Raw genomic sequence first — 26350 nt, 5'->3', positions numbered from 1 at the left:
TCGCTCCTTATGCCTGAACCAGTGGGCCGGGGTTTTTCAGGTACTGCTCGCGGATCGCCCGCGCCGACCAGTAGGTCAACGCCGCCACCAGGCCGGTAGGGTTGTAGCCCAAGCCTTGTGGGAAAGCCGACGCGCCGGGGACAAACACGTTGTGCACGTCCCAGGATTGCAGGTAGCGGTTCAACGCACTGGTTTTCGGGTCGGTGCCCATGATTGCGCCACCGTTGAGGTGGGTGGTCTGGTAGGACGCGGTGTTGAAGTGCTCACCGACTTTTTTGCCGAGCACGGCGATGGCCTTGGGGTTCATCGCAGCTGCGACCTTGCCCATTTTCTCCATCATGAAGCGGTTCATCTTGATGTCGTTTTCCTGCCAGTCGAACGTCATCCGCAGCAAGGGCAGGCCGTAGGCATCGCGATACACCGGGTCCAGATCCAGGTAGTTGCCCCGGTAGGATTGATGCGCACCGTGGGAGTCCATCGACACCTGATGGGTGTAGTAATCGGCGGTTGCGCGCTTCCAGGCACTGCCCCAGGCCGGAGTGCCTGGCGGGTTGGACGTACCGGCAATCGGCCGGCTGCCGGCCTGGTTGACCCACATCGGCGAACCGCCGACAAAGCCGTGCGGCCCGTGGTCGAAGTTATCCGCGTTGAAATCATCAATGGCCACGCCATTGCCGCCCGCACCGATGAAGTTGTTGGTGTGGGTGTCCTTGTCGAAGAAGGCCTTGATGGTGCCCATGTTCTGGTAGGCGAAGTTCCTGCCCACCACGCCCTCATTGGTAGTCGGGTCGTAAGGCTTGCCGATGCCCGACAGCAGCATCAGCCGCACGTTGTTGAACTGGAAAGAACCGATGATCACCAGGTCTGCCGGCTGCTCGCATTCGCGCCCCTGGGCGTCGATATAGGTCACGCCGGTGGCCTTGCTCTTGGTGCTGTCGAGGTTGACCTTGAGCACGTGGGAATTGGCCCGCAGCTCAAAGTTCGGCACCTGACGCAGCGCCGGCAGGATGTTCACGTTCGGCGAAGCCTTGGAGTACATGTAGCACACGTAGCCGCTGCAGAAACCGCAGAAGTTGCACGGGCCCATCTGCGCGCCGTAAGGGTTGGTGTACGGCCCCGAGGTGTTGGCTGAAGGCAAGTTGTAGGGTTTGTAACCGACCTCGGCAGCCGCTTTCTGAAACAGCTGTGCGGAGACGGTGTTTTTCTGCGCTTCCAACGGGAACGGGTTGGAGCGATCCGGCGCATACGGGTTACCGCCGCGGCCTTCGCCCACCAACTGGCCTTTCACCGTCCAGGCCTGGCCGGAGGTGCCGAAGACTTTTTCCGCGTAGTCGAAAAACGGCTCCAGCTCTTCGTAGCTCACGCCGAAGTCCTGGATGGTCATGTCCTTGGGAATGAAGTTCTTGCCGTAGCGCTCTTCATAGTGGCTGCGCATGCGCAACTCGATCGGGTCGACACGAAAATGCACGCCCGACCAGTGCAGGCCTGCACCGCCCACGCCATTGCCCGGCAGGAAAGCGCCCAACTGACGGTTGGGCAGGGCGACGTCATTCACGCTATGGCGAATCGTCACCGTCTCCTTGGAAATGTCCTGGAAGAGTTTTTTACGCACGCTGTAGGTCAGTTCGTCGATGACCTGGGGATAGTTGCCGTCCGGGTAAGTGTCCTGCATCGGGCCGCGCTCCAGCGCTACCACGTTGAGGCCAGCCTCCGTCAGCTCCTTGGCCATGATCGCGCCGGTCCAACCGAAACCGACGATCACCGCATCCACTTTCTTCATGATGGTCGCCACGTTTATGCCCTCTCGCCGCGAATGGAAACAGCCGGGAAGGGGTATTGCTCGTTGCGTTCAACCCAGTCCATGAAATCGGCGCGGGCGCCGGGGAAGCCGATCATGGTCCAGCCGACCATGCCTTTGTTGCCTCCGTGGATCGGGTCGCAGAAGAAGCCTTCCTTGGTGTTTTGCAGCAGCAGGTTGAAAAACATCTTCGCCGGCACCGCCTCGAAATGCGCGGTCATTTCGCCGCCGCCCGCCTCCATACGCCGCAGCATGTCGTCCTGGGTAGCGCTGTCTTGAGCAGCAAAAGCTTTCCCATTGAACGCCTTCGACCACGCATCCGTGGCAGCAATGCCCAGGCGATAGATATCCTTGGGCACCAATTTGCTCTGCCAGCCCATCTCCGGCGCCGCGTCGGCGTTGAACGGGCCTTGCATGAACCACAGCGCGCCGGCGGCATACGGCGTGTTCATCTGGCGGTCGATGTATTCCGGCGCGCCGGCTTCCAGGGCGCCAGGGCCTTGGGCATCAGCGGGAATCAAGCGTGCGACGGCGGCGTTGATAAACGCCCACTCTTCGGCGCTGAAGTAGCTCGGCTCATAGGCTTTGTCGCTGACCGGCGGTTTAGCCTCGGCGGCCTGCGCCGGCTCCGGCGTGGCCATCAACATCGAGCCACCAAAGCCGGTGCTGGCAACCGTGACCACCGGGATCAAGGTCAAGGATTTGCGTAAAAAGTCACGCCGGGGGTTGTCTTGATCTTGATCAGACATGGGTGCACCTCATCATGTGGTCACGGGTTTATCCGCCGCTTCTGGGAGCAGCGTGAAGACTTGCCAGGAAATGGGATCCAAAGGGATAGAACACACCGGCAATCAATAGTTACAAATGATAGCAGGCTAAGCATTCAGAGGAATCGATTCAGCGAGAAAAACACCGGATCAGGCCGGGTATTCACGATTCTTTGACGAGAACCTCACGCCGCGTTGACCCCCCGCAGGCGAATCTGTGGCCCATCAGCCATTTCCCTAGTCGGTTACAATGCGCATGTTCGAGATTCGACTGCTGCCTGCCCTCGGCATGGCGTTCCTGGCCCTGTTCGCCACCGCCCAGGCCCAGGCCGACGGCACCTCATCGCTGCGTTCAGCGGAATGGGCGCAGCCGGTGGGCGACAAATTCAACTTGCACCAAATGACGCCCACGCTGTATCGCAGCGCGTTGCCAACCAGCGATGCGCTACCGGTTTTGCAAAATCTGAAGATCGGCACGGTAATCAATTTTTTGCCGGAATCTGATGCGTCGTGGCTGAAGACATCTGATATCAAACAGGTGCAGCTGACTTATCGCACCAACCACGTCGACGATTCCGACGTACTCGCTGCGCTAAGGGCGATCCAGGATGCCGAAACCAAAGGCCCGGTGCTGATGCACTGCAAACATGGCTCCGACCGCACCGGCCTGATGGCGGCCATGTATCGCGTGGTGATCCAGGGCTGGAGCAAGGAAGATGCGCTGAACGAGATGACCTTGGGCGGTTTCGGCAGCAGCAGTGGCTTCAAGGACAGCGTTCGCTACATGATGAAGGCCGATGTCGACAAGTTACGCACAGCCTTGGCGAATGGCGATTGCAGCACCAGCGCGTTTGCGCTGTGCTCGATGGAAGATTGGATCACTACAACGGGCAAAGACGAGAAAAAATTGTAGCGCGCCTTTCTGTGGGAGCCGGGCTTGCCCGCGATGCAGGCAACGCGGTGTATCAGTTGCGCCGCGTTGAGGCTATCGCAGCATAGGTATCTACACAACAATCCTCCGTGGCGAACGGGCTTGCCCCGCGTTGGGCTGCGTAGCAGCCCCATTACAGGCGCCGAGTTCATCCAAATAGAACTCGGTCGTCAGGTTTTGGGGCCGCTTCGCATCCCCACGCGGGGCAAGCCCGCTCGCCACAACAAGCCAGATCCCACAGAAGTCGCGCCCCCACAGCAAGTGGGGGCGGGCGTCAGTCTTTTTTCAGCTTGGGGTTGGGGAAAAACTGCACCGCCTGCACTTTCGGGTCCGCCGGCGCTTTCAACGCCGATGTATTGACCCGCGTGCCCAATTCCTTGGGCACCGACAGACCTTGGTCATTCAACGTGTCGGTATAACCGCAGGCCACGCATTCGCGGTGCGGCACGTTGTCTTCGGTCCACATCTTCAACTTGTCCGGCTCGCTGCACGCCGGGCAGACCGCCCCGGCGATAAATTGCTTTTTGGTGATCACAGGCCCTTCACTCATGCTGCCGCGTCCTCACTCAGGCCGCTGTGGCGCAAGAGTGCGTCAATCGACGGCGCACGTCCGCGGAAGTCGACGAACAGCACCATCGGCGCTTGGGAACCACCACGAGCCAGAATGGCTTCGCGGAACGCACGGCCGGTTTCGGCATTGAGCACGCCGTCTTCTTCAAACTTGGAGAAGGCATCCGCCGACAACACTTCCGCCCACTTGTAGCTGTAGTAACCCGCCGCGTAACCGCCGGCGAAGATGTGCGCGAAGCTGTTAGGGAAGCGGTTGTACGCAGGCGGGCGCATCACCGAGACTTCATCGCGCACGCCTTCAAGCACTTGCGCCACGCTGCGGCCATCGCCATGGGTGGCGTGCAGTTCGAAGTCGAACAGCGAGAATTCCAGCTGGCGCACCATCATCAGGCCGGACTGGAAGTTTTTCGCCGCGAGCATTTTTTCCAGCAGGTCCTGGGGCAGCGGCTCGCCGGTTTCATAGTGGCCGGAGATCAGCGCCAGGCCTTCCGGCTCCCAGCACCAGTTCTCCATAAACTGGCTTGGCAATTCCACCGCATCCCAGGCCACGCCGTTGATACCGGAGACGCCGGCGTGTTCGACTCGGGTCAGCAGGTGGTGCAGGCCGTGGCCGAATTCGTGGAACAGGGTGGTCACTTCATCGTGGGTCAGCAGGGCAGGCTTGCCGCTGTCGGCCGGGGTGAAGTTGCACACCAGGTTGGCTACCGGGCTTTGCAGCACGCCGTCGACGGTGCGGCGACGGTCGCGTGCGCCGTCCATCCAGGCACCGCCACGCTTGTTGGCGCGGGCGTACAGGTCGAAGAAGAAACGGCCGACGTGTTGGCCGTTTTCCTTGATTTCAAACAGGCGAACGTCCGGATGCCAGGTGTCGAAGCCTTTTTGCTCGGCGATTTCGATGCCGTACAGGCGCTGGACGATGGCAAACAGGCCGCCCAGTACTTTGTCGATCGGGAAGTAGGCGCGCAGGGCTTCCTGAGACACGCTGTAACGTTGCTCGCGGAGTTTTTCGCCGTAGAAACCGCTGTCCCAGCTTTGCAGGTCGGCGCAGCCTTGTTCGGCAGCGTAAGCCTTGAGCTGTTGCAGGTCCTGGGCGGCAAACGGCTTGCTGCGCTTGGCCAGGTCCCGCAGGAAGCTCAGCACCTGGTCGCTGGACTCAGCCATCTTGGTGGCCAGGCTCAGCTCGGAGAACGAGGCGTAGCCCAACAGTTTGGCCAGCTCCTGACGCAAGTCGAGGATCTGTTCCATCACCGGGCCGTTATCATTCTTGCCGGCATTCGGGCCTTGGTCCGACGCACGGGTGCAGTAGGCCGCGTAGACCTCTTCACGCAGAGCGCGGTCGTGGGCGTAGGTCATCACCGCGTAGTAGCTGGGGAATTCCAGGGTGATCAGCCAGCCGTCGAGGCCTTTGGCCTGGGCGGCGGCGGCCATTTGCGCCTTGGCCGAGTCGGTCAGGCCGGCGAGGGTGGCTTCATCGGTGACGTGTTTGGTCCAGGCTTGGGTGGCGTCCAACAGTTGGTTGGAAAATTTGCTGCCCAGCTCGGAGAGCTTGCTCTGCACTTCGGCGTAACGCTTTTGCTGCTCAGGCGGCAAATCGATACCCGACAAGCGGAAGTCGCGCAGCGAGTGCTCGAGGATGGTTTTTTGCGCCACGTCGAAACCGGCGGCTTCCGGGCTGTTGGCCAGGGCTTCAAAGGCCTGGAACAGCGCGCGGTTCTGGCCCATCTCGGTGGAGTAGGCGCTCAATGCCGGCAGGCAAGCCTCATAAGCTTCACGCAACTCGGCACTGTTGCACACGGCATTCAGGTGGCTGACCGGGCTCCAGGCCGCGCCCAGGCGGTCATTCAATTCGTCCATCGCCAGCACGAGCCCGGCCCATGTCGGATTTTTACCCTGGCTTTGCAGGATGCCTTCGATGGCGACGCGATTGTCGGCGAGGATCTGTTCAATGGCCGGCTGTACGTGCTCGGCACGGATCGCCGAGAACGGCGGCAGGTCGTAGGACTGCAGAAGAGGGTTGTTCGCGCTCACGGTTGGCACCTTGGCTGAAGAAACATGTAAGAACAAAGATGGGGCCATCTTAATTACAATCAACACCCACCGCAGCTATCAGCACACAAGAGAGAGGCTATCGTGACCCTTCGCACCTATCAGAACCACACGCCAACCCTGGGCGCCGGGGCTTTTGTCGATATTTCGGCGGTGGTGATCGGCGATGTCGAAATCGGCGCCGACAGCTCGGTATGGCCGCTGACCGTGATTCGCGGCGACATGCACCGCATCCGCATCGGTGCGCGCACCAGCGTGCAGGACGGCTGCGTGCTGCACATTACCCACGCCGGGCCGTTCAATCCTGACGGCTTCCCACTGCTGATCGGCGATGACGTGACCATCGCCCACAAAGTCATGCTGCACGGCTGCAGCGTCGGCAACCGCATCCTGATCGGCATGGGCAGCATCGTGATGGACGGCGCGGTGGTGGAAGACGACGTGATCATCGGCGCCGGCAGCCTGGTGCCACCGGGCAAGAAACTCGAGAGCGGTTTTTTGTACGTGGGCAGCCCGGTTAAACAAGTCCGCGCGCTGACTGACAAGGAACGCGCCTTTTTCACCTACAGCGCGGCGAACTACGTGAAGCTCAAAGACCTGCACTTGGCGGAAGGATTCGACCGATGACCCGGCGTTATCAAACCGTCCTGTTCGACCTGGATGGCACCCTGACCGACCCGCGCGAGGGCATTACCCGTTCGATTCAGTACGCCCTCGCCAAGCTCGGCATCGATGAACCGGACCTGACCAAGCTGGAACACTTTATCGGCCCGCCGCTGCTGCAAGCCTTCATGCAGTTCTACGGCTTTGATGAGGCCAAGGCCTGGGAAGCGGTGAATTTCTACCGCGAGCGTTTCAAGGTCACCGGGCTGTATGAAAACCGCGTGTTCGACGGCGTGATGCCGCTACTGGAAGAGCTGAACGGCCAGGGCCGCCAACTGTATGTGGCCACGTCCAAGCCGTGGGTGTTCGCCCGCGAGATTGCCCGGCATTTCGATTTTGCCAAGCACTTCAAAGTGATCTACGGCAGCGAACTGGACGGCACGCGCACCAACAAAGTCGAGTTGATTGCGCACTTGATGAGTGAAGAGCGCCTGGACCCGGCGACCACCTTGATGATTGGTGATCGCAAGCATGACCTGATCGGCGCGCGCAGCAATGGGCTGGACTCGGCGGCGGTGGGGTATGGGTTTGGCAGTTTTGAAGAGCTGAATGCCGAGGCGCCGACCTGGCATTTTGAGACGCTGGATGAGATGCATCAGGCGTTTTTGCAGCGCGCTTGAGGCCGCTATCGCAGCGATGCGGCGACCCGACAAGCCAGCTCCCACATTTGACCGCATTCTCATGTTGAAACTGGGTCAAGTGTGGGAGCTGGCTTGCCTGCGATAAGGCCCTAACGGCTTACACTCTCCAACCGCCTCAACGCCGCCTTACGCTGCTCCACCGGCAACCCACCCAGCTTCTCCACCGCCGCATAGAACTTCACCCAATCCCCACCTTCCTGCGCAAACAACGCCGCAAACGCCGGCACCCATTGGTCATACAGCCCAAATGGCAACAGCCGCGCGTTGTTCAGCGGCTGGTTGATCCACAGGTCATAACGCTTGTCGCCGCCCCATTGGCTATCGCGCATCTGCCGATACTCACTGCGCAAACGCTCGAACTGCGCCGCCTTGGCCTGGCGCATCACATCGGCTGCCAACGGCTGTGCGTAGAGCGTTTCCAGGCGTTTGCGGGTATCAAGCACCAGCCGGATAAACTGATCACGCTGCTGCAACGTCGCATTGCTCAAAGGCGCCAAGCCCCGCGCCGCACGCCACTGGCGCGTGCCTTCCTGCTCGACGAAGTTGGCATATGACTCGTTGAACTCGGTGTCATCCTTTACATAAAACCGCTGGTGCGCCAGCTCATGAAAAATCAGCGTGGCCAGGCGCTCATCACCCCAGTTCATCATCGAGCTCATGATCGGGTCGTTGAACCAGCCCAGGGTGGAGTAGGCCTCGACGCCGCCAATCGACACGTCCATGCCTTGTTGCCGCAACAACGCCGCCGCGCCGCGCGCCGCGCCCTGGTTGTAATAACCGCGATAGGCGACGCATCCGGCAATCGGGAAGCAATGGGTTTGGGGGGAGAGGGAAAATTCCGTCGTGGCAAAGACGTTCCAGACCACATAAGGCCGGCCAATGTCGGCGTACAACCGGTAACTCTGGTTGTCGGGCAGGTGCAGGTGTTCACTGGCAAAGGCGCGTGCCTTCTGCGATTGCACCAGGTGATCACGCAATACCTGTGGGCGAGAAGGGTCCGCGATGACCTCGGCAACCGGCTCGCGAGCCCGCAGCAATTGCCACTGGCCGCTGGCCAACTGGCTGTAATAACTGACGCTGGAACAGCCGCTGAGCAGCGCAACCATTAACCCTGGAAGAAAACGCCTCAACATGCTCCGACTGCTCCTGGGTGATTGGCTCGCCAGACTATCCTGCCCACGCGGAATTTTTCCATGCCCAAGCGTGTTTATACTCATGAGGAGTCTGCTGCCATCGGCGCCAGGCTCAATTCCTACTTACGTTGAGTGCCTGCCATGCGCCAGCTCTTGCTTCCCATCACCGCCCTGTTTCTCAGCGCCTGCGCTTCGACGCCGATTCCGCCCGTCGACCCGCATCAGGCCTGGGTCGATTTCACCACCCCCACGCCGGGCGCCAAGTTGGTCATGGCTCAGCGCCTCGATGGCAAGAACCTCAACGACGGGCGTTTTTTCCAGGTGCCACCGGGCAGCCACGAATTGATGGTGCGCTTTGATTTCGAGGTGAACACGGGTGCAGGTTTTGGCGGGCTGGACCAGACGCACGACCGAACCTGCTTCATGACCTTGCAGTACGACAACTTCCAGGCAGGCCAGCACTATGTGCTGGAAGGGCGCTCGCTGGCCTTCACGCCCAACATTCGGCTGTACAACTCAGCGCGTCAGTTGCTGGCCCAGGAACGCAGCGTGAACTGCATCTGATCAGTCGTTGTTCTTCTGGTAGACGATGGCTTTGGTGCCGTTCTCACAGCTGCCGACGACCATGGCGCTGTCGTGCTTGTCGGCTTCTTCCTTGCTGACAACCTCAAGGGTGTAGGACGGCACGGCGTTAGCCTGGATCTTGACCTCGATTTCTTTCCTGAGCTCTTCACAATCTTTTGGCGCGGCCACGGCCGAAGTGGCCAAAACACCGCAGATGATCGCCAAGGCAAAACGTTTCATGTGTGTAGCTCCCTGAATGCATGCGCACGGGTGTGCGCCTAAGCTGCATAGGCTATTCGACCACAGTTTCGAAACGCGAGTTCTGATTTAAAGCAGAACTGGATGTGGGAGCGGGCTTGTGTGGGAGCTGGCTTGCCTGCGATGGCCTCACCTCGATGCAACTGAAAAACCGAGGTGTACCTATCGCGGGCAAGCCCGACTCCCACACAAACCCGCTCCCACACTGGATCTACGGTGTTACGCAGACCGCATTAGCTGACGAGCGTGGCATCCAGGCTGATTTTTGCATTCAGCACCTTGGAGACTGGGCAGCCTTCCTTGGCCTTTTTGCTCAGCTCATCGAACTGCGCCTGGCTTGCGCCCGGGATCTTGGCTTTCAGCACCAAATGCACAGCGGTAATCGCAAAACCACCGTCTACCTGGTCCAGGGTCACTTCAGCCTGGGTATCAATGCTGTCAGCCTTGAGGCCGGCATCACCCAGAATCATGGAAAACGCCATGGAGAAACAGCCGGCGTGCGCCGCGCCAATCAGTTCTTCAGGGTTTGTGCCCTTGCCGCCTTCGAAACGGGCCTTGAAGCCGTAAGGCGCTTCGCGCAGCACGCCGGTTTCGGTGGAAATGGAACCCAGGCCTGTCTTCAGATCACCTTCCCAATGCGCGGATGCTTTTTTAACGATACTCATAGCGGTCTCCTCGAACGGTGGTTTTGCTTCAGTAAGGGTTCTGAGGATAGAAGCTCTGGCAAAGTTCATCTTGTCGGAGAAACCTAGCAATTCAGTAGGAAATTTACCCGACCGCTATTGAATCTCGGGTATATGCCCTCATTGCATAGACCATGCACATGAAGCGGCAGGTTTTGGTTCGTCTATAAGCCTGCGCACCTAATGGAGAAGCAGGCTTATGAAATCGCTGTCCGACGTGAAGTTTTCGACCCTCGACCTCGTGCCCGTGCGCGCCAACGGGAGCATCGCGCAGTCGTTGCGCAACTCCCTGGACTTGGCCCAACACGTGGAAAAGTTCGGCTACAACCGTTTTTGGGTGGCTGAGCACCACAACATGGACGGCATCGCCAGTTCGGCTACCTCGGTATTGCTGGGTTATTTGGCCGGTGGCACCTCGACGATTCGCGTCGGCTCCGGCGGCATCATGCTGCCCAACCACGCGCCGTTGGTGATTGCCGAACAGTTCGGCACACTGGAAAGCCTGTATCCCGGCCGTATCGACCTGGGTTTGGGCCGCGCCCCCGGTTCCGACCAGATGACCGCGCGCGCCCTGCGCCGTGAGCGCTCAGGCAGCGCGGACGACTTCCCGGATGACGTCGCCGAACTGGTGGCCTACCTGGGCCCACGCACGCCCGACCAACGGATCATCGCCGTTCCGGGCACCGGCACCAATGTGCCGGTGTGGCTGCTCGGTTCTAGCCTGTTCAGCGCACAGCTGGCCGGTGAGCGCGGTTTGCCCTACGCCTTCGCCTCACATTTCGCACCGCGTTTGATGCATGAGGCGATTCGCGTGTATCGCAATCACTTCAAGCCTTCAGCAGTGTTGGACAAGCCCTACGTGATGCTCGGCATTCCGCTGGTGGCCGCCGACACCGACGAGCAAGCCGATTACTTGGCCACTTCGGTGTACCAGCGCATCCTCGCGCTGATGCGCGGGCAGAGCCTGGTACAGCGCCCGCCGGTAAAAACCATGGACGGCCTGTGGCTGCCCCATGAAAAAGACGCCGTCGGCAGCTTCCTCGGCCTGGCCATGGTCGGCAGCCCGGCGAAGATCCGCGCCAAACTGGAGGTGCTGATCGAACAGACCGGCGCCGATGAGCTGATCTTCACCAGCGACCTGTACGAGCACGCCGACCGGATTCATTCCTACGAGCTGCTGGCGCAGGTGATGAAGGGCTGATAACCCAAAGGCAAAAAAAAACCGACGCACTCGCGTCGGTTTTTTATGTCTGCAACACGGGATTAACCGCGCTTGTAGGCGATTTCCTTGGTGCCGCCTTCGCAGCTGCCGACGACTGTGTGGTCGCTGGGTGCTGCGCCTTTATCTACCACTTCCAGCGAATAACCCGAAGCGCCCTTGGCGTCGATTTTCGCTGCAATTTCACTTTTAAGCTCTTCACAAGGCTTGCCCGCCGCCAGGGCTGTGCCCGCAATGCTCAACAAACCTACCGCTAACAGGAACTTCTTCATCCGATACTTTCCTTGCGCTGATCGAAAAGAGCGTGCCGACGCTTATCGCATCGGCACCCATTGTTTGTAGCGCAGGTTATGGCAATCGGCCAGTCAGCAAAGTTCAACTCACCGGATCAACTACTGGCAATTCGGAACCCCACCTTCAGCGTGACCTGGAAGTGCGCGGCCTTGCCGTCCTTGATGTGACCACGGGTTTCGGTCACTTCAAACCACTCCAAGTGCTTGATGCTCTTGTGCGCCTCGGCGATTGCGTTGTTGATGGCGTCTTCGATGCTGGTGGTCGAAGAACCGACCAGTTCGACTTTCTTGTACGTGTGATGATCAGACATAGCGTTTTCTCCTGAGGTCTATAGTCAGCGTAGCAGTCAATGTTCGTACTGCTTCTGGCGACTGTTCCTACCTGAAAGTTCAGATTTACTGCACTTTCTGAAAACGCCGTAGTCGGTATCTACACATGCCACTCAATCACTTCAGGAGAGTCCACATGGCCAACACTTCTTTACGCAAAGCGTCGCTGGAAAGCATGGAAGCCGAGATTTCGAGCCTGCTCAAGTCCCTTGAGAGCCTCAAGGATGATGCGTCCGATGAGTCGCGCAAAACGCTGAAGGCCCTGAAAAGCAATGCCGAGAATGCACTCAAGCATTCCCGTCACCTGATCAGCGATGCCTACGAAGAAAGCAAAGTCAAAATCCGCGAAACCGGTGTTGCAACCCGTGACTACGCACAAGAGCACCCATGGACTACCGCCGGCGTTGCCGTTGGCGCGCTGGGTCTGCTGGCGGCTTACCTGCTGTGCAAACGCGGCGACTGATTGACCGGCTACAACGGCTGGCGCAGCAACTCAGCCTTGAGCCACTGCGCCAACTGACCCGCGCGCCCATCTGCGGCGCGCTTGGGTAGCCACAACGCCAGGTGCGCCGGGGTTTCGCAAAAACCCCACGGCGCCACCAGGCGACCCGCTCGCAGGTCCTCTGCCACCAGCGGTTCTGGCGCAATTGCCACCCCCAAACCTGCCACCGCAGCCTCCAGCAAATAATACAAATGCTCAAACCCCTGGCCGTGTTTCAACGCGTCGGGCGCGATGCCGTGTTGCTGCGCCCAACTGGGCCAGGCTTGCGGGCGGGAAGTGGTGTGCAACAGGGCTTCGTCGCACAGGGCTTGCGGCGGTGCCTGACGCAGGCGCTCGTACCCGGCGAAGCGCGGGCTCATCACCGGGCCGATGCGTTCGCTGGCCAACTCGTACACCTGCATATCTGCGGGCCACGGCGGTTCGGCGAACACCAGCAGGGCATCGAGGCCGGGGCGCCGCGGGTCGAGGTCACCGTCACCCGCCGACAGGTGCAGGCGCAAATCCGGCAAGTCGGCGTTCAGGCGACCCAGGCGCGGGATCAACCAGCGCGCCAGCAAACTGCCCGAACACCCGAGTACAAAAGGTGCGTCGGCGCTGGCCTGGGTCAGTTCGGCGCAAACGTCCCTTAAACGCTCGAAGGCTTCAGCGCTGGCATCCCGCAGCCGAACGCCGGAATCTGTGAGTTTAAGGCCGCGACCGTCCTTGGCGAACAAGCTGACACCTAAATGCTCTTCAAGCACCTTCAACTGTCGGCTGACGGCGCCGTGGGTCACATGGAGTTGCTCAGCCGCCTGGCTGACGCTGTTGAGCCGGGCAGTGGCTTCAAACGCGCGCAAGGCATTGAGGGGCGGAAGGTCTCGGCTCATCTGTGAGTTTTCCTGACAGGTTACGGCGATCTTATCGGTTTTCAGCGTAGCGCGTCAGGGGTAGAGTGGCCGTCATTGCCTCTCCTCACCTTTTTAACGGAGCGCCCCATGACTCAGTCCCAGACCGATCTTCGCAACGGCCCTGACGCCAACGGCCTGTTTGGCGCGTTCGGCGGCCGTTACGTCGCCGAAACCCTGATGCCGTTGATCCTCGACCTGGCCCGCGAATACGAAGCGGCCAAGATCGATCCGGCGTTCAACGAGGAACTGGCCTACTTCCAGCGCGACTACGTCGGACGCCCAAGCCCGCTGTATTTTGCTGAGCGCCTGACCGAGTTCTGCGGCGGCGCCAAGATCTACCTCAAGCGCGAAGAGCTGAACCACACCGGCGCGCACAAGATCAACAACTGCATCGGCCAGATCCTGCTGGCACGGCGCATGGGCAAAAAACGCATCATCGCCGAGACCGGCGCCGGCATGCACGGCGTGGCAACCGCCACCGTGGCCGCGCGCTTTGGCCTCGATTGCGTGATCTACATGGGCACCACCGACATCGAGCGCCAGCAAGCCAACGTGTTCCGCATGAAGCTGCTCGGCGCCGAAGTGATCCCCGTGGTCGCCGGCACCGGCACCCTCAAGGACGCGATGAACGAAGCCCTGCGTGACTGGGTGACCAACGTCGACAGCACCTTCTATCTGATCGGCACCGTGGCCGGCCCACACCCGTACCCGGCGATGGTGCGCGACTTCCAGGCCGTGATCGGCAAGGAAACCCGCGACCAGATGCAAGCCCAGGAAGGCCGCTTGCCGGACAGCCTGGTGGCCTGCATCGGCGGTGGCTCCAACGCCATGGGCCTGTTCCACCCGTTCCTGGATGACGCCAGCGTCGAGATTATTGGCGTTGAAGCGGCCGGCTACGGCATCGAAACCGGCAAGCATGCCGCCAGCCTCAACGGCGGCGTACCGGGCGTGCTGCACGGCAACCGCACCTTCCTGCTGCAGGACGACGACGGCCAGATTATCGACGCCCACTCGATTTCCGCCGGCCTCGACTACCCCGGCATCGGCCCTGAACACGCGTGGTTGCATGATATCGGCCGTGCTCAATACACCTCGGTGACTGACGACGAGGCCCTGATCGCATTCCACAAATGCTGCCGTCTGGAAGGGATTATTCCGGCACTGGAAACCGCCCACGCCTTGGCCGAAGTGTTCAAACGCGCACCGAATCTGCCGAAGGATCACCTGATGGTGGTCAACCTCTCCGGCCGTGGCGACAAAGACATGCAGACCGTGATGCACCATATGGAACAGTCGAAGCAGGAGAAACACTGATGAGCCGCCTGCAAACCCGCTTTGCGCAGCTGAAAGAACAAAACCGCGCCGCCCTGGTGACCTTCGTCACCGCTGGCGACCCGGGTTATGACACCTCGCTGGCGATCCTCAAGGGCTTGCCTGCCGCGGGTGCCGACGTGATCGAGCTGGGCATGCCCTTCACCGACCCGATGGCCGACGGCCCGGCGATTCAACTGGCCAACATCCGTGCGCTGGAAGCCAAGCAGAACCTGGCGAAAACCCTGCAGATGGTCCGCGAGTTCCGCAAAGACAACCACGACACGCCGCTGGTGTTGATGGGCTACTTCAACCCGATCCACAAATACGGCGTGCCGCAGTTCATTGCTGACGCGAAAGAAGCCGGCGTTGACGGCCTGATCGTGGTCGACATGCCGCCCGAGCATAACGGCGAACTGTGCGACCCGGCCCAGGCTGCAGGCATCGACTTTATCCGCCTGACCACGCCGACCACCGATGACGTGCGCCTGCCAACCGTGCTGAACGGCAGCTCCGGCTTCGTGTACTACGTGTCGGTGGCCGGTGTGACCGGTGCCGGTGCCGCCACCCTGGAGCACGTCGAAGAAGCCGTGACCCGCCTGCGTCGCCACACCGACCTGCCGATCAGCATCGGTTTTGGTATTCGCACGCCGGAACAGGCCGCCGCCATCGCGCGCCTGGCAGACGGTGTGGTGGTGGGTTCGGCACTGATCGACCACATCGCCAGTGCCAAAAATGATCAGCAAGCCATTGAGAGTGTTTTGGGCCTGTGCGCGGCGCTGTCGGAAGGTGTCCGTAACGCCCGTAAGTAAACGCCATGTAGCAGTAGGTAAAGTTCCTGATACAGAGGAATCAAACTGTCGAATCAGTACCTAAACTGACAAGACCAAGGGATTTCGAACCTGGTTCGAAATCCCTTTTTTGTTCGTGCAGTACTGAGGAATCACCCCCATGAAAATGCCTAAACGCTTGATCGCTGGTCTCGGCGTGCTGATGCTCGGCGCGAGTGCCTTGGTGCAGGCCGCGCCGCCTGACCAACGCGGTGATGGCGATGGCCCTGGCCGCGGCGGCCCGCAAGGCCAGCACGAGCAACGTGGCGACGACCATCGCGGCCCGCAGGACAACCGCCGCGGCCCGCCTCAGGACTTCGGCCCGGTGCGGCAGATCATCCACGACAACCACGGCCAGTTCTCACGCGGCGCACCGCCACCGCCGAATGTACGCCTGGTACGCGGCCAGCCATTGCCACGTGGCTACTATGGCGAACGCCTGGATAACCGCGCCCTGTCGCGTTTGCCGGTTTACCAAGGTTACGAATGGCGCCGGTCCGGGCCAGATGTGGTGTTGATTGCAGTGGGCACGGGCATCGTCTACGAGATTCTGGACGGCGTGCTCAACTAACACCGATGCGCTTGTTGTGAGGCAGGCGTGTTGTGCGAGCGGGGCTGTGGTGGCGAGCGGGCTTGCCCCGCGTTGGGGTGCGAAGCGCCCCCAAAACCGAATAGCGCGGTTTTTCTGAAACACCGCAGTGGCCTTGATGGGGCTGCTGCGCAGCCCAACGCGGGGCAAGCCCGCTCGCCACAGGAAGCCCGCTCACCACAGGTTATTCATTCAGTTCGATACGTTCGACTTTGCCTACCAGCAACACGTAAGACAGCGCCCCCAGCAACGCCAGCACCGCAATGTAGGTAATCGCCGGCGCAAACGAATCGCCGCTGGCCAGAAAGCCAATCACAATCGGCGTGGTAATCGCCGACAAGTTACCGATGAAGTTAAACACCCCACCCGTCAGCCCCAGCAACCGCGCCGGCGCCAAGGTCGATACCAATGACCAGGTGATCGACGCCAGGCCATTGCCAAAGAACGCCACAGCCAGAAACGCAATCACCCACGCGGTCGAGTCCACATAGTTAGCGCCAATGATCGCCGTGGAAATCAGCAGCCCGCCGATAATCGGCAACTTGCGCGCAAAACCCACCGACGTGCCCCGGCGAATCAGCCAGTCAGAAAAAATCCCCGAACACAGCACGCCGATAAACGCGGCCAGAAACGGCAACGACGCCAGCAAGCCGGACTTGATGAAGTCCATACCGCGATATTTCACCAGGTAGGTCGGAAACCACGTCAGGAAAAACCACAGCGTGGAGTTCAGGCAGAACTGCCCCAGGTAGATGCCCCACAGCTTGCGCTTGCTCAGCACGATGCCCAGGTCGACCCAACTGAAGGGCGCCTTGACCGCTTTCGCCTGCATGTCCACCAGCCCGCCACCTTCGCGGATCAGCTCGATTTCAGCGGCGTTGGCGCCTTTGAAATCCTTCGGCTCGCGGTACACCGCGTACCAGATCAGCGCCCACAAAATCCCCACGCCACCGGTGGCGACAAACACCATGTGCCAGCCAAACGCATGCTGCAGCCAGGCCAGCACCGGCGTGAGAAACGCCAGCCCGACAAATTGCCCCGACGTATACACACCAATCGCCGTGGCGCGCTCGCGCTCGGGAAACCAGGTGGTGACTACGCGGCTGTTGATCGGGTAGGCCGGTGCTTCCAATGCGCCAACCGCCATGCGCAGCACAAACAGCGCGATAAAGCTCGCGGCAAAGCCCAGCATCACGGTGGCAATCGACCACAGCAGCAGGGCCACGGTGTAGAGAATACGCGGCGGCACGCGGTCCACCAGCCAGCCGCCAGGGATCTGCATGGCGGCGTAGGTCCAGCCGAAGGCGGAGAAAATCAGCCCGACGTGCACCGGGTCGATACCCAGCTCGCTGGTCAACGCCGGGGCGGCAATCGACAGGTTGCTGCGGTCGAGGTAGTTGATCACCACGGTGATAAACAGCAGCACCATGATGAAGAAGCGCTTTCTGCTGGGCGTGACTAAAGAAGCCTGCCCGGTGAAGGATTCAGGGTGCATGGAGGTTGCCTCTTCTTGTGATTATTGAGGACAGGTCTTACTGGAAAAACACGGTTCAGGTGGGAGCTGGCTTGCCTGCGATGGCGGTGTATCAGCCAGCTAATCGGGTATAGACAGACCGCTATCGCAGGCAAGCCAGCTCCCACAGGTGATCCGGTTCCGTCAGTGGACGATTACCACTCGGCAAAGCTGCCGTCGGCATGCCGCCAGATCGGGTTGCGCCAGCGGTGGCCGATGGCCGCGCGTTCGATCACGTATTCCTCGTTGATCTCGATGCCCAGGCCCGGCCCGTTGGGGATCTTCACAAAGCCTTTGTCATAGTCGAACACGCCCGGGTCGCGCACGTAGTCGAGCAAGTCGTTGCTCTCGTTGTAGTGAATGCCCAGGCTTTGCTCCTGGATAAACGCGTTGTAGCAAACCGCGTCCAATTGCAGGCAGGCCGCCAAGGCAATCGGGCCCAGCGGGCAGTGCAGGGCCAGGGCCACGTCGTAGGCTTCGGCCATGTTGGCGATCTTGCGGGTTTCGGTGATGCCCCCGGCGTGGGAAGCATCGGGCTGGATGATGTCGACGTAGCCTTCGCTGAGTACGCGCTTGAAGTCCCAACGCGAGAACAGGCGCTCGCCCAGGGCAATCGGCGTGCTGGTCAGCGGCGCCAGCTCTTTGAGGGCTTCGTAGTTTTCGCTGAGCACCGGCTCTTCGATAAACATCAGTTTGTAGGGGTCGAGTTCTTTCATCAGCACCTTGGCCATGGGCTTGTGCACCCGGCCATGGAAGTCGACGCCGATGCCGACGTTCGGGCCCACCGCATCGCGCACGGCGGCGACGTTGGCCAGGGCCAGGTCGACTTTTTCAAAGCTGTCGACGAATTGCAGCTCTTCGGTGCCGTTCATTTTCACTGCGGTAAAACCACGCGCCACGGCCTCTTTGGCCGCGCGCGCAGTGTCAGCCGGGCGGTCGCCACCGATCCACGAATACACGCGGATCTTGTCGCGCACCTGGCCGCCGAGCAGGTCACTGACCGACACACCCAGTGCCTTGCCCTTGATGTCCCACAGCGCCTGGTCGATACCGGCGAGGGCGCTCATGTGCACGGCGCCGCCCCGGTAGAAGCCGCCGCGATAGAGCACGGTCCAGATGTCTTCGATATTGCGTGGGTCTTTGCCGATCAGGTAGTCGGACAGTTCTTCGACGGCGGCCGCCACGGTGTGCGCGCGGCCTTCGACCACAGGCTCACCCCAGCCGGTCACGCCCTGGTCGGTTTCGACCTTGAGGAAGCACCAGCGCGGCGGGACGATGAAGGTGGTCAATTTGGTGATTTTCATCTTCTTATCTCTCTTGTCGATGCAGCGCCGAGGGCGCAAAACGTGTTTTCTTTTCAGGGCATCAATTCAACGCGTTCCACGCGGCGACATACGCCTGGGCGCTGCTCGCCACTTGGTCCACGGACATGCCCGGCTTGAACAACCCGGAACCCAAGCCGAAGCCCTTGGCGCCCGCGTCGAAATACACCTGCATGTTGTCCGGGGTCACACCGCCCACCGGCAGCAACAACGTGCCCGTCGGCAGTACCGCCAGCCACGCCTTGATTACACCCGGGCCCATTTGCTCGGCCGGGAACAGCTTCAACACGTCGGCGCCTTCGGCCAGTGCGGCGAAGGCTTCGGTGGGCGTGGCCACACCCGGCGACAGGTACAAGCCCGCTGCTTTCGCTGCGCGCAGCACCTTGGCATCGCTATGGGGCATGACGATCACTTGGCCACCCGCGGCTTTGACCTGCTCGACCTGCTCCGGCGTCAACACGGTGCCCGCGCCGATCAGGCAATCGGCGGGCAGGCTGTCGCGCAGGGTGCGGATGCTGGTGTAAGGGTCCGGCGAATTCAGCGGCACTTCGATCACCCGAAAGCCGGCCTGATAGAGCACCTGGCCAATCGCCTCGGCTTCGTCTGATCGAACGCCGCGCAGGATTGCGATCAAACCGTTGTGTGCGAGTGCTTGCTTGAGCATGTCAGGCCTCCAGGACAGGTTGAGTGAGCCCAGCGGCCACGGCCAATTGCCACAGGCCGCGTTCGGTGGCCGCTTGCGCCAGGCTGACGTGGGCGAAGCCGCAAAGGGCGAGGGCGCGTTGGTAACGGGCGCAGAGCGGTGCGGTGCCGACCAGCACGATAGGCTGGTGTTTTGCGTGCGCCGGCAGGCCGGCCAGTTCATGGCCGATCAGCAGGCCGGAGAGGTAATCCGGCTGCTGGTCAGGTGCCAGCTCGGCGGTGAGGCCCAGGGTGCGGGCACTGAACAATGTAGAAAGCACGCCGCGCTGGCCGTCTTCAGACAGCGCCACGTGCACGCCGCGATCAAACGCCTCGGCCTGAAAGTGGTCGGCAGCCTTTTGCGTACGGCCGAGAATGCTGTGCTGGCTCAGCACCGCAAACAGCTCGCCGGTCATGAAGGTGTCGAAGTGGGTGATGCAGCCATCCACCACCTCGACCCACTTGGAATGGCTGCCGGGCAGGCCGATCAACACCTGCGCACCGAGGCCTTGCAGCACGCCCAGCACTTGGGTTTCTTCGCCGCGCATCACATTCGGCAAGCCCACTTGTTCGATCACGCCGGGCACGATGTGCACCTCGACGCCGCGCAGGCTGCGCACGGAGTGCAGCGCCTGGCCCAGGCTGGCGACATCGACCGGTGTGTTGCGATAGGCCGCTTCGCTCCAGCCCTGGGCGCTGCCGACCATGCCGCAGGCGATCACCGGCAGGCTCGGTTCGGCCTCCAGCCAATCACCGCAGGCCGCATCGAACGCCAACTCGAAGCCATCGCTGCAACGCACGCCGGCAATCTCCCGAGGTTCGCTGGGCAGGTGCATGATCCCGAACGCCAGCGTGCGTTGTTCAAGCACCTTGCCGGCCGGGCCGAGTTTATAAGCACGAAGGGAGCTGGTCCCCCAGTCGAGCGCGATCAATTGCGCCTGCATCGCTTCACCTGAAATGAGTGGGTGCTGAAAAAAGCAGATGGGCGAATATAAACCTATGACCGGCGATATCTCAATATATAAATAACAGTCCCATATATTGGGTTAATCCATAAAAAATCCCGTCGGCTTTTACGCGGCGACGGGATTTTGATCATGACTGGTTAAAAAATAGACAGGTCCAGCTCACGCATGGCGCCCATCCAGATCGCGTAATCGGTGTGATCCTTCAGGTCATCGCCGGTATCAGGGTGCAGAAACACCACCAACCCTTCGCGATGCAACGCCAACCACGGCAGCACCACGCCGATGTACTCAGGCTCGAATGCCAGCTGGCAGCTCCAGTCCGGGTGCGGGCCCACGGGGCGTTCATGCACACGGCCCATGCGCAGTGGGAACAGCTTGGCCGCGTCCTCGCAAAGCTGCCGCGCCTGGTCGATGGTGTTGGCGTCGAAGTAGATATGGGCGTGATAACCCTTGATACGTTGCATGGCGAAATCCGGATCCAATATGCGCCGATCCTAGACCGCAATCGACGGCAGGGCCAGCCCGGTCAGCGATTGCGCGCTGCTGGCTTGCTCGGCCACCAGCCAGTCGACAAAGCGCTCGACCAATTGCCCCCGACGTTTGCGCTGCGGTTGCACCACGTAATAGCCGAAGCGTGAAATCACTGTGTCGCTGATCGGCCGGCACAGCCAGTTCTGTTCCAGCAGGTTATCCACCAAATGGCGCCAGCCGATGGCCACGCCCTGGCCGGCAATCGCCGCCTGAATCAACAAGGTGTAATTGTCGAAGCGCAGTTGGCCGGGCGTGGGCGCGGTGGTAATGCCCAGTTCGCGAAACACGCCGCTCCAGTCGAACCACTGGCTGTTGTTTTCCTGGCGCAGGTGCAGCAGCGGACAGTCCTGCAGCGTCTGCACGGTCAGCGGCGTGGCCTGGTCCTTGAGCCATTGCGGGCTGCACACCGGGAACACTTCCTCGTTGAACAGCCAGAGGCTGTCGCCCTGTTTGAAACGGCCATCGCCGAACAACACCGCCACGTCGATATCGCTGCGCAAGGTGGCGTGGTTGCGTTCGCTGGTCACCAGGCTGACGTCGACCTGCGGGTTGGCCTGGTGAAAGCGGTGCAGGCGCGGCATCAGCCAGTAGGCCGCGAAGGCGAAGTCTGTGGCCACTTGCAGCACTTCATGCTGGTCCTGCTGGGTGATCGCGCTCAGGCCTTGGTTGATGGTCTGCAAACCGCCTTGCACATGCTCGAACAACAGGGCGCCGGCATCGGTCAGTTCAATGCCACGGTAAATGCGATCAAACAGGCGAATCGCCAGCTGTTCTTCGAGGCGCTTGATCTGCTGGCTGATGGCCGGCTGGGTGGTGCCCAGCTCCATGGCCGCAGCGGTAAAGCTGCGGTGGCGCGCCGCCGCCTCGAACGCGCGCAGCAGGTCGAGGGATACATCGCCGAGGGCTTCATACATAAGCTGTGCTTATCCTAGACATTGCTTTTCATGGGCTTTACCCCATTTTCCATGGGCCGCATGCTCATTCGCATAAACACCACCTATGGAATGCCGAAGACTCATGAAGCGCAAGAACATTCTTTTCATCATGGCCGATCAAATGGCCGCGCCGCTGCTTCCGTTCTACGGACCTTCCCCGATCAAACTGCCGAACCTGAGTCGCCTCGCCGAACAGGGCGTGGTGTTCGACGCCGCCTACTGCAACAGCCCGCTGTGCGCGCCGTCGCGCTTCACCCTGGTCAGCGGCCAGTTGCCGAGCAAGATCGGCGCCTACGACAACGCAGCGGATTTCCCCGCCGATGTGCCGACTTATGCCCACTACCTGCGTCGCCTCGGCTACCGCACTGCGCTGTCGGGCAAGATGCACTTCTGCGGCCCTGACCAGTTGCACGGTTACGAAGAACGCCTGACCAGCGACATCTACCCCGCCGACTATGGCTGGGCAGTGAACTGGGATGAGCCGGACGTGCGCCCCACCTGGTATCACAACATGTCCTCGGTGCTGCAAGCCGGCCCGTGCGTGCGCACCAACCAGCTGGATTTCGACGAAGAAGTGGTGTTCAAGGCCCAGCAGTACCTGTTCGACCATATCCGCGAAGACGGCGAGCAGCCGTTCTGCCTGACCGTGTCGATGACTCACCCACACGACCCGTACACCATTCCCAAGCCGTTCTGGGACCTGTACGACGACAGCGACATCCCGTTGCCTGCGACGCCCGCCCAGGCCGACCTCGACCCGCATTCCCAGCGCCTGCTCAAGGTCTATGACCTGTGGGACAAGCCGCTGCCGGTGGACAAGATTCGCGACGCGCGGCGTGCGTATTTCGGCGCGTGCAGCTATATCGACAGCAACGTCGGCAAACTCCTGCAAACCCTGGAAGACACCGGCCTGGCCGATGACACCATCATCATTTTCTCCGGCGACCACGGCGACATGCTCGGTGAGCGCGGCCTCTGGTACAAAATGCACTGGTTCGAAATGGCCGCCCGCGTACCGCTGCTGGTCAGTGCGCCGGGGCAGTTTGCGGCGGGCCGCGTGAGCAAAGCCGTGTCCACCGCCGACCTGTTGCCAACCCTGGTGGAACTGGCCGGCGGCGAGCTGGACCCGCGCTTGCCGCTGGACGGCCGCTCGCTGCTCGCGCATTTGCGAGGGCAGGGCGGGCACGACGAAGTGTTTGGCGAGTACATGGCCGAAGGCACCATCAGCCCATTGATGATGATTCGCCGTGGCGCTTACAAATTCATCTACAGCGAAGACGACCCTTGTCTACTGTTCGATGTGCGCAACGACCCGCACGAGCGGGAAAACCTCAGCCAGTCACCGGAACACCGGCCACTGTTCGAGGCGTTTTTGAGTGAGGCGCGGGCCAAATGGGACATCCCGGCGATCCACCAACAGGTGCTCGCCAGCCAACGCCGTCGCCGCCTGGTGTTTGAGGCGCTGACCCAAGGCAAGCTGAAGAGCTGGGATCACCAGCCACTGGTGGACGCCAGTCAGCAATACATGCGCAACCATATCGACCTCGACGACCTGGAGCGCAAGGCACGTTATCCACAACCCTGCCAAAACCAATAAATAGACAGAGGGAAGGCCATGCAAAAGTTGACTGTAGTGCTGGGCATGTTGGTGCTCAGTAGCGCCCATGTGTACGCGGACACCAGCTGTGACACGGTGAAGATGGCCGACCCAGGCTGGAGCGATATCGCCGCCACCAATGCCATCACCGGTTTTTTGCTGAACGGCATGGGCTACAAGGCCAAGGTCGACACCCTGGCGGTGCCGATTACATTTGGCGGGCTCAAGGACGGCCAAGTCGATGTGTTCCTGGGCAACTGGATGCCGGCGCAGCAGGGCTTCTATGACAAGTTCGTCGCCAATGGCGACGTGGTGCAACTGGCGAAAAACCTCGACGGCACCGAGTTCACCCTGGCCGTGCCGGATTACGTGTGGGACGCCGGGGTGCATGATTTTGCTGACTTGAACAAGTTTGCCGACAAGTTCGATAAGAAGATCTACGGCATCGGCTCCGGCGCACCGGCGAATATTTCGCTGCAGGAGATCATCAAGAAGAACGACTTCGATCTGGGCCAGTGGAAGCTGATCGAGTCGAGTGAACAGGCAATGCTCGCCGAAGTGTCGCGGGCGGTGAAGAAACAGAAATTCGTCACCTTCCTCGGCTGGACGCCGCACCCGATGAACGTGCAGTTGAAAATGCATTACCTCAAAGGCGGCGAGAAGTACTTCGGTGACAAAGGCAGCGTATTCACCCTGACCCGCAAGGGTTATGCACAGGCCTGCCCGAACGTCGGGAAGCTGCTGACCAACCTGAGTTTCACCCAGGAAATGGAGAACAGCATCATGGCTGAGGTGGCGAATAAAAAGCTCAGCAATGCCGATGCGGCGAAGGCGTGGATCAAGGCCAATCCGGCGGTGTTGGATAAGTGGCTCGATGGGGTAAAAACCGTGGATGGCCAGGATGCGCTGGCGGCTGTCAAAGCCAAACTCTAACCCCCGAAAATCGATCCTTTTTGGGAACTGGCTTTTGTGGGAGCTGGCTTGCCTGCGATGCAGACAACGTGGTCTGTCAGTCAGACCGAGGTGATGCTATCGCAGGCAAGCCAGCTCCCACAGGTACCGGTATGTGCTGATACCCTGAGCTAACCTTTTCGACCGAGTTTGCGATGCCCCGGCCCAACCGCCACACTCTCTTCCCCTTCCTCGCCTGGCTACCGCGCCAAAGCCGCGCCAGCGTCGGCCGGGATGCGATGGTCGGCCTCAGTGGCGCCGTGCTCGCGCTGCCGCAGTCGATTGCCTACGCGCTGATCGCCGGTCTCCCACCGGAATACGGCCTGTACGCTGCCATCATCCCGGTGCTGATCGCCTGCCTTTGGGGTTCCTCCTGGCACCTGATCTGCGGCCCGACAGCCGCGATTTCCATCGTGCTCTACGCCAGCGTCAGCCCCTTGGCCGTGCCGGGGTCGCAGGACTACATCACGCTGATCCTGCTGCTGACGTTTCTCGCCGGGGTTTTCCAGTGGCTGTTGGGCATGCTGCGCTTCGGCGCGCTGGTGAATTTCGTCTCGCACTCGGTGGTACTCGGGTTCACGCTGGGTGCTGCCGTGGTGATTGCCTTGGGGCAGTTGCCCAACTTGCTGGGGCTGGATCTGCCCAGCCAGGCCACGGCGATTAAAAGCCTGCTGGCGCTCATCGATCACGGTGGCGAATGGGACCACGCTTCCCTCGCCCTGGGCCTGGGCACCTTGCTGGTGGGCGCGTTGCTCAAATACTGGGTGCCACGCTGGCCGACGCTGTTGATCGCTTTGGCGCTGGGCAGCCTGGTGGCCTGGCTGTGGCCGGCGATGTTCGGGCACGTGGCGCAGGTCAGTTCGTTTGTGGGCAAGCTGCCGCCGTTCAGCCCGTTGCCGATGGACCTGGATACGCTGCTGCGTTTGCTGCCGAGTGCGGTGGCGGTGGGCATGCTGGGGCTGGTCACCAGCCTGTCGATTGCGCGCTCGCTGTCGGCGCGCTCGCAGCAACTGCTGGATGCCAACCAGGAAGTCCGCGCGCAGGGTTTATCCAATATCGTTGGCGGATTTTTTTCCGGCTACTTGTCAGCCGGTTCCTTTACCCGCTCGGGCTTAAGCTACGAGGCGGGCGCCTGCTCACCCTTGGCGGGCGTGTTTTCTGCGCTGTGGGTGGCTTTATTCGCACTCTTTGGTGCGGCGTTGATCGCGCATATCCCGATCCCGAGTATGGCCGCCAGCATCCTGCTGATCTGCTGGGGCCTGGTGGATTACCGTGGTATTCGCGCACTGTTCCGCGTCAGCCGCGCCGAGTTTGTAGTGATGAGCCTGACATGCATCGCCACCTTGCTGCTGGAACTGCAAACGGCCATCTATGCCGGGGTGCTGGCCTCGTTGTTTTTCTACCTCAAGCGCACCTCGCAACCGCGCGTGCAGCAGTGGCGCGACGGTGACGAAGATGTATTGCGGGTCGGCGGCTCGATTTTTTTTGGCGCCAGCCATTACCTGCAAGTGCGGCTGCAGAGTTTGCAGGGCGAGCGGGTGGTGATCGAGGCGCAGCAGATCAACTTTATCGACTATTCGGGGGTGGAGATGCTGCATCAGGAGGCGCGGCGGTTGCGGGGAACGGGGCGTAGTTTGACCTTGCGCCGGGCCCGACCGCAGGTGGTGGAGGAATTAAAGAAATTGGAAGGGGCCGAAAAATGCCCCATCCATTTTGAAGAATAAACAGGGTTAAAACTGTGGGAGCTGGCTTGCCTGCGATAGCGGTGGCTCAGCCAACAAACTTGTATCTGATACACCGCTATCGCAGGCAAGCCAGCTCCCACATTTTGACCGTG

Annotated in this window: 28 protein-coding genes; 12 read left to right on the top strand and 16 right to left on the bottom strand. The window is 60.9% G+C overall.

The annotated features are described in order from the left end of the window. Window positions 1-7: 7 nt before the first annotated feature. A complete protein-coding gene (locus PspR76_RS00430; RefSeq protein WP_159953484.1) occupies window positions 8-1792 on the bottom strand; it encodes a GMC family oxidoreductase in 1785 nt (594 codons plus the stop codon). Window positions 1793-1794: 2 nt separating this feature from the next. Continuing rightward, window positions 1795-2547, bottom strand: coding sequence for a gluconate 2-dehydrogenase subunit 3 family protein (locus PspR76_RS00425; protein ID WP_159953483.1), 753 nt, complete (start codon window positions 2545-2547; stop codon window positions 1795-1797). 274 nt (window positions 2548-2821) lie between these two features. Here PspR76_RS00425 and PspR76_RS00420 point away from each other — a divergent pair, with 274 nt between their 5' ends. After that, window positions 2822-3478: a dual specificity protein phosphatase family protein gene (locus PspR76_RS00420; protein WP_159953482.1), complete on the top strand. Its 657-nt coding sequence runs from the start codon at window positions 2822-2824 to the stop codon at window positions 3476-3478. Window positions 3479-3770: 292 nt separating this feature from the next. On the opposite strand, the gene PspR76_RS00415 is transcribed toward PspR76_RS00420, so the two are convergent. Both PspR76_RS00415 and prlC read right to left on the bottom strand, forming a co-directional pair. Beyond that, window positions 3771-4046 (bottom strand): YheV family putative zinc ribbon protein, encoded by a 276-nt coding sequence (locus PspR76_RS00415; RefSeq protein WP_010207776.1) that lies wholly within the window; start codon window positions 4044-4046, stop codon window positions 3771-3773. Next, a complete protein-coding gene (gene prlC / locus PspR76_RS00410; protein ID WP_174245581.1) occupies window positions 4043-6142 on the bottom strand; it encodes an oligopeptidase A in 2100 nt (699 codons plus the stop codon). The genes PspR76_RS00415 and prlC overlap by 4 nt, the downstream gene beginning before the upstream one ends. Window positions 6143-6196: 54 nt before the next feature. On the opposite strand from prlC, the gene PspR76_RS00405 reads away from it, so the two are divergent. Then, the gene (locus tag PspR76_RS00405) at window positions 6197-6739 is read left to right on the top strand and encodes a gamma carbonic anhydrase family protein (protein ID WP_159953480.1); all 543 of its coding nucleotides are present in this window, start codon (window positions 6197-6199) and stop codon (window positions 6737-6739) included. Then, entirely contained in the window at window positions 6736-7395 is a 660-nt protein-coding gene (locus tag PspR76_RS00400) for an HAD family hydrolase (RefSeq protein WP_159953479.1), read from the top strand. Before PspR76_RS00405 ends, PspR76_RS00400 begins: the two co-directional genes overlap by 4 nt. 110 nt (window positions 7396-7505) lie before the next feature. Here the strand turns inward: PspR76_RS00400 and PspR76_RS00395 are convergent, their stop codons facing one another. After that, window positions 7506-8549: an aminopeptidase gene (locus tag PspR76_RS00395; RefSeq protein WP_159953478.1), complete on the bottom strand. Its 1044-nt coding sequence runs from the start codon at window positions 8547-8549 to the stop codon at window positions 7506-7508. A 141-nt stretch (window positions 8550-8690) separates the two neighbouring features. Here PspR76_RS00395 and PspR76_RS00390 point away from each other — a divergent pair, with 141 nt between their 5' ends. Beyond that, on the top strand, window positions 8691-9113 hold the full coding sequence (locus PspR76_RS00390; RefSeq protein ID WP_159953477.1) for a PA0061/PA0062 family lipoprotein: 423 nt from the start codon (window positions 8691-8693) through the stop codon (window positions 9111-9113). Here the strand turns inward: PspR76_RS00390 and PspR76_RS00385 are convergent, their stop codons facing one another. Together PspR76_RS00385 and PspR76_RS00380 are read right to left on the bottom strand one after the other, a co-directional pair. Continuing rightward, window positions 9114-9353: a DUF1161 domain-containing protein gene (locus tag PspR76_RS00385; RefSeq protein WP_064450020.1), complete on the bottom strand. Its 240-nt coding sequence runs from the start codon at window positions 9351-9353 to the stop codon at window positions 9114-9116. A gap of 251 nt (window positions 9354-9604) precedes the next feature. Beyond that, the gene (locus tag PspR76_RS00380; RefSeq protein WP_027608131.1) at window positions 9605-10036 is read right to left on the bottom strand and encodes an OsmC family protein; all 432 of its coding nucleotides are present in this window, start codon (window positions 10034-10036) and stop codon (window positions 9605-9607) included. 217 nt (window positions 10037-10253) lie between these two features. Here PspR76_RS00380 and PspR76_RS00375 point away from each other — a divergent pair, with 217 nt between their 5' ends. Then, on the top strand, window positions 10254-11255 hold the full coding sequence (locus PspR76_RS00375; protein WP_159953476.1) for an LLM class flavin-dependent oxidoreductase: 1002 nt from the start codon (window positions 10254-10256) through the stop codon (window positions 11253-11255). 62 nt (window positions 11256-11317) lie between these two features. Here PspR76_RS00375 and PspR76_RS00370 read toward each other — a convergent pair whose 3' ends face one another. Both PspR76_RS00370 and PspR76_RS00365 read right to left on the bottom strand, forming a co-directional pair. Continuing rightward, window positions 11318-11545 carry a DUF1161 domain-containing protein gene (locus PspR76_RS00370; protein WP_034116619.1) on the bottom strand — a complete coding sequence of 76 codons (228 nt, stop codon included), beginning with the start codon at window positions 11543-11545 and terminating at the stop codon, window positions 11318-11320. 116 nt (window positions 11546-11661) lie between these two features. Further along, window positions 11662-11877: a dodecin gene (locus PspR76_RS00365; RefSeq protein ID WP_016969657.1), complete on the bottom strand. Its 216-nt coding sequence runs from the start codon at window positions 11875-11877 to the stop codon at window positions 11662-11664. 155 nt (window positions 11878-12032) lie between these two features. Between PspR76_RS00365 and PspR76_RS00360 the strand changes: the two genes are divergently transcribed. After that, window positions 12033-12359, top strand: coding sequence for a DUF883 family protein (locus PspR76_RS00360; protein WP_003170746.1), 327 nt, complete (start codon window positions 12033-12035; stop codon window positions 12357-12359). A gap of 8 nt (window positions 12360-12367) precedes the next feature. On the opposite strand, the gene PspR76_RS00355 is transcribed toward PspR76_RS00360, so the two are convergent. Continuing rightward, entirely contained in the window at window positions 12368-13264 is an 897-nt protein-coding gene (locus PspR76_RS00355; protein WP_159953475.1) for a LysR family transcriptional regulator, read from the bottom strand. Between the two features lie 108 nt (window positions 13265-13372). On the opposite strand from PspR76_RS00355, the gene trpB reads away from it, so the two are divergent. The 3 genes from trpB (at window position 13373) to PspR76_RS00340 (ending at window position 15997) form a co-directional block, all read left to right on the top strand. After that, window positions 13373-14599, top strand: coding sequence for a tryptophan synthase subunit beta (gene trpB, locus PspR76_RS00350; RefSeq protein ID WP_159953474.1), 1227 nt, complete (start codon window positions 13373-13375; stop codon window positions 14597-14599). Beyond that, window positions 14599-15408: a tryptophan synthase subunit alpha gene (gene trpA, locus PspR76_RS00345; RefSeq protein WP_159953473.1), complete on the top strand. Its 810-nt coding sequence runs from the start codon at window positions 14599-14601 to the stop codon at window positions 15406-15408. The genes trpB and trpA overlap by 1 nt, the downstream gene beginning before the upstream one ends. 139 nt (window positions 15409-15547) lie before the next feature. Continuing rightward, the gene (locus PspR76_RS00340; protein WP_159953472.1) at window positions 15548-15997 is read left to right on the top strand and encodes an anti-virulence regulator CigR family protein; all 450 of its coding nucleotides are present in this window, start codon (window positions 15548-15550) and stop codon (window positions 15995-15997) included. A gap of 202 nt (window positions 15998-16199) precedes the next feature. Here the strand turns inward: PspR76_RS00340 and PspR76_RS00335 are convergent, their stop codons facing one another. From PspR76_RS00335 to PspR76_RS00310, 6 genes are all read right to left on the bottom strand, one after another. Next, on the bottom strand, window positions 16200-17510 hold the full coding sequence (locus PspR76_RS00335; protein ID WP_159953471.1) for an MFS transporter: 1311 nt from the start codon (window positions 17508-17510) through the stop codon (window positions 16200-16202). Between the two features lie 173 nt (window positions 17511-17683). Next, on the bottom strand, window positions 17684-18832 hold the full coding sequence (dgoD, locus tag PspR76_RS00330) for a galactonate dehydratase (RefSeq protein ID WP_017137927.1): 1149 nt from the start codon (window positions 18830-18832) through the stop codon (window positions 17684-17686). Between the two features lie 61 nt (window positions 18833-18893). Beyond that, window positions 18894-19514: a 2-dehydro-3-deoxy-6-phosphogalactonate aldolase gene (locus tag PspR76_RS00325; RefSeq protein ID WP_159953470.1), complete on the bottom strand. Its 621-nt coding sequence runs from the start codon at window positions 19512-19514 to the stop codon at window positions 18894-18896. A 1-nt stretch (window position 19515) separates the two neighbouring features. Further along, a complete protein-coding gene (locus PspR76_RS00320) occupies window positions 19516-20475 on the bottom strand; it encodes a 2-dehydro-3-deoxygalactonokinase (RefSeq protein WP_159953469.1) in 960 nt (319 codons plus the stop codon). Window positions 20476-20636: 161 nt separating this feature from the next. Beyond that, complete coding sequence (locus tag PspR76_RS00315) at window positions 20637-20963, bottom strand: DOPA 4,5-dioxygenase family protein (protein ID WP_159953468.1); 327 nt, start codon at window positions 20961-20963, stop codon at window positions 20637-20639. 30 nt (window positions 20964-20993) lie between these two features. Then, window positions 20994-21944 carry a choline sulfate utilization transcriptional regulator gene (locus PspR76_RS00310; protein ID WP_159953467.1) on the bottom strand — a complete coding sequence of 317 codons (951 nt, stop codon included), beginning with the start codon at window positions 21942-21944 and terminating at the stop codon, window positions 20994-20996. A 103-nt stretch (window positions 21945-22047) separates the two neighbouring features. Here PspR76_RS00310 and betC point away from each other — a divergent pair, with 103 nt between their 5' ends. From betC to PspR76_RS00295, 3 genes are all read left to right on the top strand, one after another. Then, entirely contained in the window at window positions 22048-23562 is a 1515-nt protein-coding gene (gene betC / locus PspR76_RS00305; RefSeq protein ID WP_159953466.1) for a choline-sulfatase, read from the top strand. A gap of 18 nt (window positions 23563-23580) precedes the next feature. Further along, window positions 23581-24495, top strand: a complete 915-nt coding sequence (choX, locus tag PspR76_RS00300; protein WP_159953465.1) for a choline ABC transporter substrate-binding protein — start codon at window positions 23581-23583, stop codon at window positions 24493-24495. 173 nt (window positions 24496-24668) lie between these two features. Next, window positions 24669-26237: a SulP family inorganic anion transporter gene (locus PspR76_RS00295; protein ID WP_159953464.1), complete on the top strand. Its 1569-nt coding sequence runs from the start codon at window positions 24669-24671 to the stop codon at window positions 26235-26237. The last annotated feature ends 113 nt before the right edge of the window (window positions 26238-26350 follow it).

Source organism: Pseudomonas sp. R76 (genome assembly GCF_009834565.1).
Classification (GTDB): Bacteria; Pseudomonadota; Gammaproteobacteria; order Pseudomonadales; family Pseudomonadaceae; genus Aquipseudomonas.
This window is presented reverse-complemented; position numbering and strand designations above follow the sequence as displayed.

Excerpts from the sequence above, each read along its gene's own strand:
- PspR76_RS00385 (WP_064450020.1), bottom strand. The coding sequence starts at position 9,353 with ATGAAACGTTTTGCCTTGGCGATCATCTGCGGTGTTTTGGCCACTTCG.
- PspR76_RS00395 (WP_159953478.1), bottom strand. The coding sequence starts at position 8,549 with ATGTTGAGGCGTTTTCTTCCAGGGTTAATGGTTGCGCTGCTCAGCGGC.
- PspR76_RS00335 (WP_159953471.1), bottom strand. The coding sequence starts at position 17,510 with ATGCACCCTGAATCCTTCACCGGGCAGGCTTCTTTAGTCACGCCCAGC.
- PspR76_RS00320 (WP_159953469.1), bottom strand. The coding sequence starts at position 20,475 with ATGCAGGCGCAATTGATCGCGCTCGACTGGGGGACCAGCTCCCTTCGT.
- PspR76_RS00365 (WP_016969657.1), bottom strand. The coding sequence starts at position 11,877 with ATGTCTGATCATCACACGTACAAGAAAGTCGAACTGGTCGGTTCTTCG.
- PspR76_RS00360 (WP_003170746.1), top strand. The coding sequence starts at position 12,033 with ATGGCCAACACTTCTTTACGCAAAGCGTCGCTGGAAAGCATGGAAGCC.
- PspR76_RS00415 (WP_010207776.1), bottom strand. The coding sequence starts at position 4,046 with ATGAGTGAAGGGCCTGTGATCACCAAAAAGCAATTTATCGCCGGGGCG.
- trpB (WP_159953474.1), top strand. The coding sequence starts at position 13,373 with ATGACTCAGTCCCAGACCGATCTTCGCAACGGCCCTGACGCCAACGGC.
- PspR76_RS00325 (WP_159953470.1), bottom strand. The coding sequence starts at position 19,514 with ATGCTCAAGCAAGCACTCGCACACAACGGTTTGATCGCAATCCTGCGC.
- PspR76_RS00400 (WP_159953479.1), top strand. The coding sequence starts at position 6,736 with ATGACCCGGCGTTATCAAACCGTCCTGTTCGACCTGGATGGCACCCTG.
- PspR76_RS00425 (WP_159953483.1), bottom strand. The coding sequence starts at position 2,547 with ATGTCTGATCAAGATCAAGACAACCCCCGGCGTGACTTTTTACGCAAA.
- prlC (WP_174245581.1), bottom strand. The coding sequence starts at position 6,142 with ATGGCCCCATCTTTGTTCTTACATGTTTCTTCAGCCAAGGTGCCAACC.
- PspR76_RS00310 (WP_159953467.1), bottom strand. The coding sequence starts at position 21,944 with ATGTATGAAGCCCTCGGCGATGTATCCCTCGACCTGCTGCGCGCGTTC.
- PspR76_RS00340 (WP_159953472.1), top strand. The coding sequence starts at position 15,548 with ATGAAAATGCCTAAACGCTTGATCGCTGGTCTCGGCGTGCTGATGCTC.
- betC (WP_159953466.1), top strand. The coding sequence starts at position 22,048 with ATGAAGCGCAAGAACATTCTTTTCATCATGGCCGATCAAATGGCCGCG.
- dgoD (WP_017137927.1), bottom strand. The coding sequence starts at position 18,832 with ATGAAAATCACCAAATTGACCACCTTCATCGTCCCGCCGCGCTGGTGC.
- PspR76_RS00420 (WP_159953482.1), top strand. The coding sequence starts at position 2,822 with ATGTTCGAGATTCGACTGCTGCCTGCCCTCGGCATGGCGTTCCTGGCC.
- PspR76_RS00295 (WP_159953464.1), top strand. The coding sequence starts at position 24,669 with ATGCCCCGGCCCAACCGCCACACTCTCTTCCCCTTCCTCGCCTGGCTA.
- PspR76_RS00380 (WP_027608131.1), bottom strand. The coding sequence starts at position 10,036 with ATGAGTATCGTTAAAAAAGCATCCGCGCATTGGGAAGGTGATCTGAAG.
- PspR76_RS00315 (WP_159953468.1), bottom strand. The coding sequence starts at position 20,963 with ATGCAACGTATCAAGGGTTATCACGCCCATATCTACTTCGACGCCAAC.
- PspR76_RS00370 (WP_034116619.1), bottom strand. The coding sequence starts at position 11,545 with ATGAAGAAGTTCCTGTTAGCGGTAGGTTTGTTGAGCATTGCGGGCACA.
- PspR76_RS00375 (WP_159953476.1), top strand. The coding sequence starts at position 10,254 with ATGAAATCGCTGTCCGACGTGAAGTTTTCGACCCTCGACCTCGTGCCC.
- PspR76_RS00355 (WP_159953475.1), bottom strand. The coding sequence starts at position 13,264 with ATGAGCCGAGACCTTCCGCCCCTCAATGCCTTGCGCGCGTTTGAAGCC.
- trpA (WP_159953473.1), top strand. The coding sequence starts at position 14,599 with ATGAGCCGCCTGCAAACCCGCTTTGCGCAGCTGAAAGAACAAAACCGC.
- PspR76_RS00390 (WP_159953477.1), top strand. The coding sequence starts at position 8,691 with ATGCGCCAGCTCTTGCTTCCCATCACCGCCCTGTTTCTCAGCGCCTGC.
- choX (WP_159953465.1), top strand. The coding sequence starts at position 23,581 with ATGCAAAAGTTGACTGTAGTGCTGGGCATGTTGGTGCTCAGTAGCGCC.